Below are 14,124 nucleotides of genomic sequence, written 5' to 3' on the forward strand. Positions count from 1 at the left end.
TTATTTCTTTTAGTTTCCGTATTTTTACACTTTCATTAAAATTAAGGTACAAAAACCTATGGATACAGAAAATTTACAAATTCAGATAAAAACATTTTTTGGTTTAGAAGAAATTCTTGCCGAAGAAATTAAAAAATTGGGAGGAAGAAAAGTGGAGATTAAAAACCGTGCCGTAAACTGCGAAGGAGACCTTGGTTTTCTTTACAAAATTAATTATTCTGCCAGAACAGCGGTTAAAATTTTGGTTCCAATTGCGACTTTCAAAGCTTGGAACGAAAACAAATTCTACGACAAAGTTTTTGATTTTCCTTGGGAAACCGTAATGAATGTAAACCAAAGCTTTGCGATTGACGCTACTGTTTATTCTGAAACGTTCAAACATTCTCAATTTGTAGCGTTAAAAATGAAAGATGCCATTTGTGATTATTTCGTGATGAAAGAAAAACGCAGACCAGACGTTGACCCGAAAAACCCTGACATAAAACTTCACCTTCATATTGATAGAGAACTGGTAACCATTTCTTTAGATTCTTCGGGAGACCCTTTATTTAAGCGTGGTTACAGAAAAGAACAAGGCGAAGCACCAATTAATGAAGTCTTAGCTTCGGGAATGTTACAATTGGCAGGTTGGGACGGAAAAGGCAATTTTCTAGACCCAATGTGTGGAAGCGGAACACTTTTGATAGAAGCTGCAATCTTGGCGATGGATTTGCCAGCTCAGATTTTTCGAAAGAAATTTGCTTTTCAGAATTGGAAAAATTACGATGCCGAATTATTCACCAAAATAAAAGAATTCCGAATTAACAGAATTAAAGAATTTACTGGAAAAATTGTAGGTTTTGACATTGATGCAAGAATGCTAAATGCAGCCAGAATCAACATAGAATCTGCCGAAATGGAAGACGTAATAGAAGTGAGAAAACAAAATTTCTTTGATTCTGAAAAAGACATGTTCCCGCTGTTGATGGTTTTCAATCCGCCTTATGACGAGAGAATTACGATAAAAGAACCCGATTTTTACAAGAAAATTGGCGATACTTTCAAGCAAAAATATCCTAACACTTTGGCTTGGATGATTTCTTCTGATTTAGAAGGCGTGAAAAATGTAGGTTTAAGACCATCGAGAAAAATAAAACTCTTTAACGGAAAATTAGAATGCCGTTTCATGCAATACGAAATGTACGAAGGCACGAAGAAAATTCATAAATTGGAAAAGTAAAATGCTTCGATTTCGTTTGGCATAACATCTTTGAATTTGTCAGTCTGAGCGAAGTCGAAGACCAATATTTTATATAAATTCCTTATATTTACTCATCAATTCTAAAAAATTCAATGCAAAATACAGGTCAACAATTCAGTGAAATCATTCAACAGTGCAGAGATTTATTTTCTAAAAAATTACAAGATTACGGTGCAGCTTGGCGAGTTTTAAGACCCAGTTCTATTACCGACCAAATCTACATAAAAGTCAACAGAATTCGTACTTTACAGATGACGGATGTAAAAATGGTGGACGAACACGAAGAAGACGAATTTGTTGCCATTGTAAACTACTCTATTATTGGTTTGATACAATTAGAGAAAGGTTTTTCTGAAAATTTAGACGAAGACAGAGCCGAAATTTTGAAATTATACGACGATTACGCTCAAAAAGCTAAAGATTTAATGCTTCGTAAAAACCACGATTATGGTGAAGCTTGGCGAGAAATGAGAATCTCTTCTATCACCGATTTAATTTATCAAAAAGTACTGAGAACAAAACAAATAGAAGACAACCAAGGAAAAACTTTGGTTTCCGAAGGTTTAGACGCTAATTATTACGACATGCTGAATTATGCTGTTTTTTGTTTGATTAAAATGATAGAAGAGAAAAAATAAGGCTTCGACTCCGCTCAGCCTAACAAAAATAGAAAATACAAGCAATTTAAAAATTAAAAAATAACCACCTCGTTTGTCATTGACTTCATCTAATCTTCGATTTCCAAAGGAATCTAAATAATGAAAAAAATTTTACAAATATTATTAATTTTAGTTTTTTCAAGCTCTTTTTCTCAATCAAAAAATCCAGATTTAGAAAGAGCAAGAAAATTTGTAGAAGAAAGTTTAAATGACAAAACTGCTCATAATGTTATTGTTAAAAAAACTTCGCAACATCTATTAGAAAAACAAACCATAATAAAAATTGCTGAAGCTGCACTTTTTCAAATTTATGGAAAAGAAAATATATTAAAACAAAGACCTTACAAAACCTATAGAATTAATAACTTTTGGTTAATTGAAGGAACATTAAAAAGTTATTTTGGAGGAGTTTTCCAAATTATTATTGATGATAGAACTGGTGAAATAAAAAGAATCACTCATGGAAAATAATCTTAAATATTAAACATCAAATTTCAAATCTAGAAAATGAAAAAAATACTTCGTTACATTATCGCAATCATATTCATCGTTTCAGGTTTTGTAAAAGCTGTAGATGTAAAAGGTTTTTCTTTTAAGTTGGAAGAATATTTTTCTCCAGACGTTTTTAACATGTGTTTTTTAGAGAATTATGCTTTAGAATTGGCAGTTTTTGTGGTAGCATTAGAACTTATTTTAGGATTAATGCTTTTGATGAAAGTAAAACTAAAAACTACACTTTCGGCTTTAATTGCATTGTGCATTTTCTTTGCATTTCTCACGTTTTATTCGGCGTATTTCAATAAAGTTACCGATTGTGGATGTTTCGGAGATGCCATCAAATTTACGCCTTGGCAAAGTTTCTGGAAAGACATTGCACTGCTTTTTGGATTATTAATTTTATGGTTTTTAAATAAAAAATCAAATACTTTAAACAACGAAAAAGGAATTAAAAATCCTTTGCTTTGGTTAGGAATTATTGCTTCAGTTTACATTATTTATAGCGGAATTGCACACGAACCTTTAATCGATTTCAGAGATTATAAAATTGGCGTTGATATGAATGCCGAAAGACAAAAAATTGCTACAAATCCTTCAGAATACAAGACTTCTTATACTCTTAAAAACACCAAAACGAGCGAAGAAAAAATTGTAAATCAAGACGATTATGTAAACAAAGAAGAATATTGGAAAGAAGGAACACCTTGGCAAATACAAACCGGAAAAGAAGTTTCTGTTTTAACCAAACAAGGCTATAAATCTGCCATTGATAAATTCAAATTGGAAGATGAAAATAAAAATGACCTTACAGAACAAATTCTGCATTTACCAAAAGTATATTTAATTTTTTCTTATAAACCAGAAAAAATGAGTGAGACAGATAAAAATACAATTGATCATATAGAAGAGCTCACCATAAATAACAATAAAGTTTACGGAATTTCTACAAAACACAATGTATTTCCATCAATAGAAAACTTAACAATGGACGGAACTGCGATTAAAACTATTGCGAGAAGCAATCCTTTTGTTTTGGTTTTAGAAAATGGTAAAATTGTAGAAAAGAAAAGTCTGGAAGATTTTTTAAAACATTAAAAATTCAAATAAAAACTTTGCGACTTTGCGCAAAAAATAAATAAAATAAAATGAGAAAAACCAACAAATCCATCGCGGGATTTCATTTACTGATGATACTTTCGGCAGTAGATTATAAATTTCATACCAACGAAGAAAAAGTAATTAGAGAATATTTGGAAGAAGAGTTTCCTTTGCCCATCAATTTCGATAACGAGATAGACCAAATTGCGTCTCTAAAACCAGAAGAATGGAAGCCTCATTTTGAGTTTCAAGCGCAATGTTTTTATGATGATTCCATAGAAAAAGAAAGAGAAGAATTCAAAAAATTTGCTAAAAAACTTATCAAAGCAAACAACGTAGTTTCAGAAGAAGAACACGACTTCTACTCTATGATGAAGTCTATTTGGAAAATGTAAATACATCAGAATATTTTTCTTTTGGTTGTAAAAGAAATAAAATTCAAAATAAACTGATGCAATTCATATTATAATATTTCTGTAAAACGTAAGAATTTCAGAAATTTGCAAAAATTTATAATTTAACCTCAATACTATATAGAAATGAGAAAAAACATCGTAGCAGGAAACTGGAAAATGAACAAAAATGTAATTGATGCACAGCAATTAATGGCTCAATTATTAGAATATAAAAAAGAAAACGCGACCAATTGCGAAGTTTGGATAGCTCCACCAGCATTATATTTAATGATGGCAAGAGATATTTTTGAAAACAACGAAGTGGGCGTATTTTCACAAGACATGAGCGAATTTGCAGCAGGAGCTTACACAGGAGAAATCTCTGCAGATATGTTACAATCTATTGAAGCAGACGGTTCTATTATCGGACACAGCGAAAGAAGACAATATCATGGAGAAACTGATGCTGCTTGCAACAAAAAAGTAAAAGCTGCTTTAGATAAAGGTCTTATCCCTGTTTATTGTAATGGCGAAACATTAGAGCAAAGAAAATCTGGTCAACACCTTGAAGTAGTAAAAGCACAAACCGAAGAAGCTCTTTTCACACTTTCTGCTGAAGAAATTAAAAAAGTAGTTATCGCTTACGAACCAGTTTGGGCAATTGGAACTGGCGAAACAGCAACTCCAGAGCAAGCGCAAGAAATTCATGCTCACATTAGAAGCCTTATCGCTGCAAAATACGGACAAGAAGTAGCAGACGAGATTTCTATTCTTTACGGTGGTTCTGTAAAACCAGACAATGCTAAAGAAATTTTCTCTCAACCAGATATCGACGGAGGTCTTATTGGTGGAGCTGCTCTTAAAATAGAAGATTTTTCTAAAATTATTGAAGGTTTTAATAATTAAGAAATAAAAATTAAAAAAGAGTTGAAAGTAAAATTTCAGCTCTTTTTTATTTCCCTTCTTTGAAGGGGTGGCAATTTTTTTTTGTCATTCTGAGCGTATTCGAAGAATTAGAAGCACACGCTTTGAAATTCTTACACTTTCGGTCACGCTTTCCGCACTCGCTTTTTAAAAATTTTTGCCACCACTTAAACCCTTTCTGCGGTTGCAACGCAAAAAGGATATCCAATCAAAAAATTTTTAAAAGAGCTCAAACAATGCTCCAATCGTGGCTATATTTCACTTGCACTTTTTCTTTTCACTTTTCTAAACTACCCCGTCTTTAAAAATTATAAATTTTTGAATCCCCCTTGATTGCTTCGTTCCTCGCAATGACAGGAGGAATTTTTGCGAACTTTCCAAACTTTGAAAACAATCGACGCTCGCTAAGTTTATATTGAGCTTGTCGAAATGCTCGCGCCATAAAAAATAAATCTTTCTCTCCTACGGAGCTCACCAAAACCTTTACAATATTTTTCCTACAACCTTTTGTTCCTATGGAGCAAAGCAACTCAATAATCTCAGAAAAACTTTACATTCTTTTCATGAAACAAAATTCGTAAATTTGCAAAACTAAAAAACGTACGTCACCCAACATCTAACATCCAACAAATGCAGAACTACACAGAATTCAACTTCAATATACAACCTCTAGAACCTTGGAACGAAATCTTAATGGCAGAACTTATCGAAATAGGTTTCGATAGTTTTACCGAAGAAATTGAAGGTATAAAAGCCTACATTCCGACCGATTTGGTGAACGAAGACAATTTCAAAAGTTTAGAAATTTTCAGTAACGAAAACGTAAAAATCTCTTACACTTTCGAAGAAATGCCCAACATTAATTGGAACGAAGAATGGGAAAAAAATTTCTCTCCCATCAATGTAGAAGACAGAGTTTTAATTCGTGCAGAATTTCATGAAGCCAATCCTGCAATGGAAGAAATTATTATTCAACCAAAAATGTCTTTCGGAACAGGCCATCATCCTACCACACATTTGATGATTCAACAAATGATGGATATGGATTTTGAAGGCAAAAAAGTTTTGGATATGGGTTGCGGAACTTCCGTTTTAGCCATTTATGCCAAAATGAAAGGCGCAAAAGATGTTCTCGCAATTGATATTGATGAATGGTCTATAGAAAATTCTAAAGAAAACGCCGAAAGAAACAACGTAGAACTTCGCATAGAATTAGGAACTGCCGAAAATTTAGGCAAAGAAAAATTCGATATTATTTTAGCAAACATCAATAGAAACATCTTGATTTCAGACATCCCAACTTACGTAAAAGATATGAACGAAGGCAGCGAATTATTGCTTTCTGGCTTATGTTTTTTTGATGTTGATGACATTCTAGAAGTTTGCGTAGAACAAGGCTTGAAACTCAAAAACAAACAACAGCGCGAAGAATGGTGCAGTTTGCTTTTGGTGAAATAAAAATTAATCAATAAGGTCGGACAAAAGTCCGACTTTTCTTTTTAAAAACTTCATCGGCTTTAGCCAAAACTTATTTTGCATCATTTTTGCATTCATTTCAAAAAACTAAATAATGAAATCTCGCAAAATCTATTATGTCCCAGGTTTAATAAGTGCTATTTTTATTCCGCTTCTGTTTTGGTATTATGGAAATCAAAAATTGCAAGAGCCAATTCCTAATGTAATAGACATTGGACTTCCAGCAAAATCAGGGAGTTCAACTTTTGCAACTTTTGAACCTTTAAGAAATTGGAAATATCAAAAAATAATTGTTCAACCAAATACTGCGAGAAAAAATTCTGAATATTACGTTTCAGAAATAAAGAAACTTCAAGCAAGAAATGAAAAAAATACTGGAATTGAATTTATTATTGGAAAAAATAATACTTATGATGATTTTATTTCTATTTTAAATGATTTTGAAAAAGCAAAACAACTACAATATGGTTTGGATTTAGATAAAACAGGACACATTTTCGCTGTTCATTTCTATAAAGATTCAAATGCAAAAGAAATAGATACATTTTCAATTTGTGGAGGAGCTATTTTTGAACATTACAAACCAACTCTTTATGAAAAAATAATATACAAATTCACAGAATTTGGAAAACTTCCAAGACCTGCTTATTACCTAATTTTCGGGTATCTTATTCTTTTAAATGTTTCTATTTTCAGTCTTGTAAGAAAATCAATGTAAAAATCTCTGTACCATATCGAAAAACATTTTTTCGCTGTATTAAAAATCATTCAAAATCATTAAATTTGCAATCTTACAACAATCAACAGACAACTGTCAACCAAAAATATGACTTCACAAGAAATACGCCAACAGTTTTTAGATTTTTTCAAAAGCAAAGAACACCTCATCGTTCCTTCTGCGCCTATCGTTCTGAAAGACGACCCTACTTTGATGTTTTCCAACTCTGGGATGACACAATTTAAGGATTACTTTTTGGGCTACAAAGAACCAAAATCTCACAGAATTGCCGATACTCAAAAATGTTTGAGAGTTTCTGGCAAACACAACGATTTGGACGATGTAGGTAGAGATACTTACCATCACACGATGTTTGAAATGCTCGGAAACTGGTCTTTTGGCAACTATTTCAAAAAAGAAGCCATAGATTGGGCTTGGGAATTATTGACGGAAGTTTACAAAATTCCGAAAGAAAATCTTTACGTTACCATTTTTGAAGGCGACGAAAAAGAAAATTTAGAACGCGATAACGAAGCTTACAATTTTTGGAAAGCTCATATTGCCGAAGACAGAATTATCAACGGAAACAAAAAAGATAATTTTTGGGAAATGGGAGAATCTGGACCTTGCGGACCTTGTTCTGAAATCCACGTTGACTTAAGAACTGCTGAAGAAAAAGCTGAAATTTCTGGCCTAGAATTGGTAAATAACGACCACCCTCAAGTTGTAGAAATCTGGAACTTGGTTTTCATGCAATACAATAGAAAAGCAGACGGAAGTTTAGAAAATTTACCTGCAAAACATATTGACACAGGAATGGGTTTTGAGCGTCTTTGCATGGCACTTCAACAAAAATCTTCTAATTACGATACCGACGTTTTCACACCTTTAATTGCAAAAGTGGAGGAACTTTCTGGCAAAAAATATACAGGAATTTTAGAAGACGAAAAAGACATTGCCATCAGAGTGGTTGTAGACCATATCAGAGCTGTTTCTTTTGCCATTGCAGACGGACAGTTGCCTTCCAACGGAGGTGCTGGTTACGTTATCCGTAGAATTCTGAGAAGAGCTATTTCTTATTCTTACAGATTTTTAGGAATGAAAGAACCTTTCCTTTTTGAATTGGTGGCTGTGCTAAAAAATCAAATGGGAGCATTTTTTCCTGAAATTGTAAAACAAGAAAAATTGGTTACCGAAGTCATTAAAGAAGAAGAAAATTCTTTCTTGAAAACCATTGAACACGGCTTGGTTAGACTTGACCATATTATAAAAGAAACCATTTCTAAAAACGAAAAAGTTCTTCATGGAGCTGAAGTTTTTGAATTGTATGATACTTACGGTTTCCCTGCAGATTTATCGAGAATTATTGCCGAAGAAAAGCAATTAACAGTCGATGAAAAAGGCTTCGACGAAGAAATGGAAAAACAAAAACAACGTTCTAAAAAATCGTCTGCTCAAAAAGTGTACGATTGGGAAGTTGTGGCAGAATTACTAGAAAATTTCGTAGGTTATGATAAAACTGAAAACGAAGTTAAAATCACTCGTTACAGAAAAGTAGAAAATAAAGATGGAGAATTTTATCAAATTGTTCTCAACGAAACACCTTTCTATCCAGAAGGTGGCGGACAAGTTGGCGACAAAGGAACTCTTGAAAATAACGAAGGAACTTTCGACGTTCTGGAAACCAAAAAAGAAAACGGTTTGGTGATTTCTTTAATCAAAGATTTACCTCAAAATATTTCAGGAAATTTCATTGCAAAAGTGAATATTTCTGATAGAAAAAATACACAAGCAAATCACTCTGTAACGCATCTTTTGCACGAAGCATTGAGAGAAGTTTTGGGAACTCACGTGGAGCAGAAAGGTTCTTTTGTTGGCCCGAATTATTTGCGTTTTGACTTCTCGCATTTTTCTAAAATGACTGAAGAAGAATTGGCTTTGGTTGAAGAAAAAGTAAATGCAAAAATCAAGGAGAATCTTCCTTTGCAAGAATACCGAGATTTAGCCATTGCTGAAGCTACAGAAAAAGGTGCCATGATGCTTTTCGGTGAGAAATATGGCGACAAAGTAAGAATGATTCAGTTTGGAAGTTCTAAAGAATTGTGTGGTGGAACTCACGTGAAATCTACTGGTGAAATTGGGCATTTCAAAATAATGGCAGAAAGCTCTACAGCTGCTGGAATTAGAAGAATTGAAGCCATTTCTGGTGATAAAGCAACCGAATATTTCAAGAATTTAGAAAATCAAATAAAAGAAGTTTCTACCCTTTTGAAATCTAAAGATTTGGTAAAATCTATCGAAAAATTGTTGGAAGAAAACACGGCTTTAAAATCTGAAATTGATGCTTTGAAGAAAGAAAAAGCAAAAGGCGAAATAGGCGATTGGAAAAATGCTTTTGTACAAAAAGGAGACAAACAATTGTTAGTAAAACGCACTTCTTTGGATGCAGGTTCGGTGAAAGATTTAGTGTTCCAACTGAAAAAAGAAATCCCGAATTCTGTTACCATTATTATTTCTGATGCTGGCGAAAAACCAATGATTACGGTTGGCGTTTCTGCGGATTTAGAAGCTACTTATCACGCTGGAAACATTGTGAAAGAACTCGCTAAAGAAATACAAGGCGGTGGCGGTGGAAACCCGGGTTTTGCAACGGCTGGCGGAAAAAACCTTGCTGGAATTGAAAATGCTTTGGAAAAAGCAATGGAAATTTAATCTAATAAAAAAATATTTCAAGTCCCTTTCAAAAATTTTTGAAAGGGATTTTTTTAACAAAAAATTACGTTTTTCTTGTATTTTTTGTAACATTCTTATGGATAGTTTTGTCTTATTAAAAAAACCAACCAATGAAACAATCTCTATCCTCTTTATTTTTACTGATTTTCGCATTTTCTTTTAGTCAGATTCAATTAAAAGTAATCAGTTCTAAAAACCAAAAACCAATCTACAACGCATCGGTTTATTGTGACGACAATCTTCTCGGGAAAACCAATGCCAATGGAGAATTATCTTTCAAAACGAAATGTAAAAAAGTGGACATTCTTGCCAATAATTTCGAAAGTGAAGAAGCAGATGTTAAAAAATTAATGCAAATTTCTCTGAAACCTTCTTCGGAAAAAACGGGAAACATAGACCGTATCGTTTTAACAGACAAAAGCGACCCAAAAGCACTAAAAATGCTAGACGAACTCTTGAAAAGATACAAAGAAAACAGTCCGAAAGCTTTAGATTCTTATGATTTTAAATCGTATAGTAAAATCTCGATTGATTTTGATAAAGATTCGGTTGCTGCTTATCAGGATTTTATGGCAAAAAGAACAGATTCTATCAAGAAAATAGAAAACCGAACGCTGAAAAATCAAAACGACAAAAAAAAGAAAGATTCTCTTGCAGAGGATGATTTAACAAAAATGGCTCAAAACAACCAATTTTTCCTTTGGGAAAAGGTTTCGGAGTACAAATATTCTCAGAAATTTGGAGAAAAAACCAATATTATAGACAATAGAATGTCTGGTTTTCCCAATCCTATTTATGAAGCATTGGCGCTTAATATTTCAAATTTAAACCGAATTCCGAGGCAAATAAGACCCGAAAACAGGAAAATTTATAATTATTATCTTTCGGATACCATTTCTCTGGACAACAGAAAAACGTTTGTGATAAAATTTAAAGAAGTAAACAACAAAGGCAAGCAAAATCCTAGAAAATTCAATGGAAAAATCTATGTAGATGCCGAAAATTTTGCCCTCAAAAAAATTGAAAGCAGTAGCAAAAAAAGCAACGAAGGAAATGTAGTTTCGGTGTGGAAACCTATCAACAACAAGTGGTTTCTAGATTATGAAAATCTGAAAATTAGAATGGGCGACCAAACTTTTACCACAGGAAAATCTAACGATACTGTAAAAGCCGGACAAAAGCCTAAAATGAATAAAAAATCCTTCAGTAATTTTCTTTTTGTAAAAAATCAATATTTCGATTTTGAAATTAATAAAGAACAAAAATCTGCTGATTTTAAAGGTTACGCTTTGGAGGTAAAAGGTTCTGATGGAAGTCAACTTCAAAAATACAGAACAGACAGCTTAACCACCAGAGAAAAAGGAACTTACGTTAAAATTGATAGTTTGGTGAAAAAATATGATTTTGACAAAAAAGTAAGCCTTTTCACCAATTTAATGAAAGGAAATTTTCGTTATAAAATGGTAGATTTCGACCTTACCAAAATTTTTAATTACGACAAATTTCAAGGTGTAAGATTAGGAGTTGGCGCAAAACTCAACGAAAAATTCAGTAAAACTTTTTCGCCAGATGCTTATTTCGGTTATGGTTTTAGAGACCACACTTGGAAATATGGCGCAGGTTTAGATGTGAAACTTTCAGAAAAAAGAACTTCTATTTTCAGAGTAGATTATTCTGATGATGTTTTTGCCGCAGGAAGAATCAGCACCGCACTTTGGGACAATCCAATGAAATTAAAAGACTTAGGAGTAGATTTGTATAATGCTAATTTCTATCAAAGTAAAAAAATTGGAGCTTCATTTTTGTACGATGTTTCTAATAGTTTGACGGCAAAAATTGGTTTAAATCACGAAAATCAAAAAGCACTTTTTGATTATCAATACCAAAATTTAGGAAATAGTTTCAAAAATGTGAGCGCAACTCTATCATTGAAATTTTCTCCAAACGATAAAAATATGATGACTCCAGGTGGAAAATTAACGTATGAAAAGAAATTTCCACAATTTTTCTTGAATTATGAATTCGGAAGTAAAATTTTCGATGGCGAGCTAAATTACCACAGATTAGACGCTTTGGCAATACATCAATTCAGAAGCAAATTAGGAACTACAACGCTTAAATTTTTAGGCGGAATCTCTTCCGGAACCGCTCCTATTTGGAAAAATTTTGAAATTATCGGACAAACCAATGGTTCATCAGAAAACTGGACTTCAAAAATCAATACACCATCCACTTTAGGATTTGTAACCATGCCTTCAGGAACTTTCTATGCAGATAAATTTGTAAGTTTGCAGGTTTCTCAATATTTGCCTTTCAGGTTTAAAACAATTGGGAAAACCTATTCTACCATAGAATTAGAATACAAAACGGCAGTTGGAAATTTCAAAAATCCGGAAAATCATCAGTTCAATTTCCAAGTTTTAAACCATAATTATCAAGAAGTTGGCTTTATTTGGAACAGATTTTTGGGAAGAAAATTCGATGTAGGATTTTCTTATAGACTTGGTTATTATCAAACTTCTCAGTTTAAAGATAATTTCGGTTTACAAATCAGATTATCAGGATTTTAAACTCAAAATCGGTATCATTTCGGAGGAAAATCTCCTTCGGAATGATATTTCTTTACTTCCACAATCCCAATTTTTTATTTCTCGCCAATTTTTCAGCTTTGGTAAAAACTTCTACAAATTTTACATTTGGCGGAAAAGTAGCTACCACCGCAAAACCATTTTCTACTAAATATTGATTGAGAAAAACGCCATTTTCTAGATAAGCATACGCTAAAATCCTTCCGTATCTATCGGTTTTTTGAATATCAAAAGTCAATTTTACTTTTTTATTTTTGAGAAGATTGGTTACAAAAACTTTTGCTTCTTTCCCGAAATATTCTTTGCGAAATTTCTTGCCAACATTGTAACTTTCTGGCGCATCAATCCCAATTAATCTAATTTTGAATTTTTCAAAATTTTTTTTCATCACATAAAAAGTATCGCCATCTGTAATTTTAGAAACTGTGTAAAAAGTATTTTCTTTGAGTTGAGCATTCAACATTAAAACTAAGAAAAGTGAAACTATTTTTAAAAATTTTAACTTCATAAATCTAAATTTGTCGAAGACAATTTTTGCGCCTCAAACACATTTTAAATTTAAAATTAATATTGCGTCTTTGCGTTGAAATAAACTATTTTTGCAAATCTAAAGATTTTAGTTTTGATTACAACAGACCAACTTAAAGATACACAAAAACGCATCGAAGATTTGTATAAATTTCTTCAAATTGAAAAGAAGAAACTAGAAATCATCAACGATGACGAAAAAACGGCTGCTCCAGAATTTTGGGACAATCCAAAAGAAGCTGAAACTTTTTTAAAACAACTGCGTTCTAAGAAAAAATGGGTAGAAGAATACGAAGAAATTAATACTCAATTTGAAGATTTGCAGGTTTTGGTAGAATTTGCAAAAGAAGATGCCGATTCTGAAAAAGAATTGGACGAACAATTCCCAGAATTGGTAGAAAAAATAGAAAATCTGGAATTCAAAAATATGCTTTCTAACGAAGGCGACGAACTTTCGGCAGTTCTACAAATTACAGCTGGAGCTGGTGGAACAGAATCTTGTGATTGGGCTTCTATGCTGATGAGAATGTACCAAATGTGGAGCGAAAAACAAGGTTACAAAATCCGTGAACTGAACTATCAAGAAGGCGACGTAGCTGGTGTAAAAACGGTAACTCTGGAAATTGACGGAGAATATGCTTTCGGATATTTGAAAGGCGAAAACGGAGTTCACAGATTGGTAAGAATTTCGCCGTTTGACAGCAATGCGAAGCGACACACTAGTTTTGTTTCGGTGTATGTTTATCCTTTGGTAGATGATTCTATAGAAATTAACATCAATCCGGCAGACATTTCTTTTGAAACCATGCGAAGCTCCGGAGCTGGTGGACAAAACGTAAACAAGGTAGAAACAGCGGTGCGTCTTCGTCACGCTCCTACAGGAATTATTATTGAAAATTCTGAATCTCGTTCTCAGCTTCAAAATAAAGAAAAAGCAATGCAACTTTTGAAATCTCGACTTTATGAAATGGAATTGGAAGAACGTATGAAAGCCAGAAACGAAATTGAAGCCAATAAAATGAAAATTGAATGGGGAAGCCAAATTAGAAATTACGTAATGCATCCTTATAAATTGGTAAAAGACGTGCGTTCTGGTTTTGAAACTTCGGATGTTGATGGCGTAATGAATGGAAATCTTACTCCGTTCTTGAAAGCTTACTTAATGAACGAAGGAACTGCAGTTTCTGATGATGATTTTAACTTGTAACATTTCTTCTGAAAAACAATGGTTTATGAAAATTATTTTCTAATTTAGTAACAAATTAAA

Annotated in this window: 12 protein-coding genes; 11 read left to right on the forward strand and 1 reads right to left on the reverse strand. The window is 32.8% G+C overall.

Going from position 1 to position 14,124, the window contains the following annotated elements; translation table 11 throughout:
- Positions 1 to 58 precede the first annotated feature (58 nt).
- The 10 genes from QM746_RS13060 to QM746_RS13105 all read left to right on the forward strand — a co-directional run bounded on the left by QM746_RS13060 (position 59) and on the right by QM746_RS13105 (position 12,311).
- On the forward strand, positions 59 to 1,219 hold the full coding sequence (locus QM746_RS13060; protein ID WP_414984631.1) for a THUMP domain-containing class I SAM-dependent RNA methyltransferase: 1,161 nt from the start codon (positions 59 to 61) through the stop codon (positions 1,217 to 1,219).
- Between the two features lie 113 nt (positions 1,220 to 1,332).
- Positions 1,333 to 1,878, forward strand: coding sequence for a DUF1599 domain-containing protein (locus QM746_RS13065; protein WP_414984632.1), 546 nt, complete (start codon positions 1,333 to 1,335; stop codon positions 1,876 to 1,878).
- 120 nt (positions 1,879 to 1,998) lie between these two features.
- Positions 1,999 to 2,370 carry an NTF2 fold immunity protein gene (locus tag QM746_RS13070; protein ID WP_374363819.1) on the forward strand — a complete coding sequence of 124 codons (372 nt, stop codon included), beginning with the start codon at positions 1,999 to 2,001 and terminating at the stop codon, positions 2,368 to 2,370.
- A 36-nt stretch (positions 2,371 to 2,406) separates the two neighbouring features.
- Positions 2,407 to 3,492 carry a BT_3928 family protein gene (locus tag QM746_RS13075; RefSeq protein WP_414984633.1) on the forward strand — a complete coding sequence of 362 codons (1,086 nt, stop codon included), beginning with the start codon at positions 2,407 to 2,409 and terminating at the stop codon, positions 3,490 to 3,492.
- 50 nt (positions 3,493 to 3,542) lie between these two features.
- On the forward strand, positions 3,543 to 3,890 hold the full coding sequence (locus tag QM746_RS13080) for a TerB family tellurite resistance protein (protein WP_414984634.1): 348 nt from the start codon (positions 3,543 to 3,545) through the stop codon (positions 3,888 to 3,890).
- Between the two features lie 144 nt (positions 3,891 to 4,034).
- Positions 4,035 to 4,796 carry a triose-phosphate isomerase gene (gene tpiA / locus QM746_RS13085; RefSeq protein ID WP_414984635.1) on the forward strand — a complete coding sequence of 254 codons (762 nt, stop codon included), beginning with the start codon at positions 4,035 to 4,037 and terminating at the stop codon, positions 4,794 to 4,796.
- A gap of 648 nt (positions 4,797 to 5,444) precedes the next feature.
- Positions 5,445 to 6,272: a 50S ribosomal protein L11 methyltransferase gene (gene prmA, locus QM746_RS13090; RefSeq protein ID WP_414984636.1), complete on the forward strand. Its 828-nt coding sequence runs from the start codon at positions 5,445 to 5,447 to the stop codon at positions 6,270 to 6,272.
- A 112-nt stretch (positions 6,273 to 6,384) separates the two neighbouring features.
- Positions 6,385 to 7,008 carry a hypothetical protein gene (locus QM746_RS13095; protein ID WP_414984637.1) on the forward strand — a complete coding sequence of 208 codons (624 nt, stop codon included), beginning with the start codon at positions 6,385 to 6,387 and terminating at the stop codon, positions 7,006 to 7,008.
- A 108-nt stretch (positions 7,009 to 7,116) separates the two neighbouring features.
- Positions 7,117 to 9,720, forward strand: coding sequence for an alanine--tRNA ligase (alaS, locus tag QM746_RS13100; RefSeq protein ID WP_414984638.1), 2,604 nt, complete (start codon positions 7,117 to 7,119; stop codon positions 9,718 to 9,720).
- Positions 9,721 to 9,851: 131 nt separating this feature from the next.
- Positions 9,852 to 12,311, forward strand: a complete 2,460-nt coding sequence (locus QM746_RS13105; protein WP_414984639.1) for a DUF5686 family protein — start codon at positions 9,852 to 9,854, stop codon at positions 12,309 to 12,311.
- A gap of 52 nt (positions 12,312 to 12,363) precedes the next feature.
- Here QM746_RS13105 and QM746_RS13110 read toward each other — a convergent pair whose 3' ends face one another.
- On the reverse strand, positions 12,364 to 12,837 hold the full coding sequence (locus QM746_RS13110; protein WP_414984640.1) for a thermonuclease family protein: 474 nt from the start codon (positions 12,835 to 12,837) through the stop codon (positions 12,364 to 12,366).
- Positions 12,838 to 12,951: 114 nt separating this feature from the next.
- On the opposite strand from QM746_RS13110, the gene prfB reads away from it, so the two are divergent.
- Complete coding sequence (gene prfB, locus QM746_RS13115; protein ID WP_414984641.1) at positions 12,952 to 14,064, forward strand: peptide chain release factor 2; 1,113 nt, start codon at positions 12,952 to 12,954, stop codon at positions 14,062 to 14,064.
- Positions 14,065 to 14,124 lie beyond the last annotated feature (60 nt).

This window comes from Cloacibacterium sp., assembly GCF_047601505.1.
In the GTDB taxonomy this organism is placed as follows: Bacteria; Bacteroidota; Bacteroidia; order Flavobacteriales; family Weeksellaceae; genus Cloacibacterium.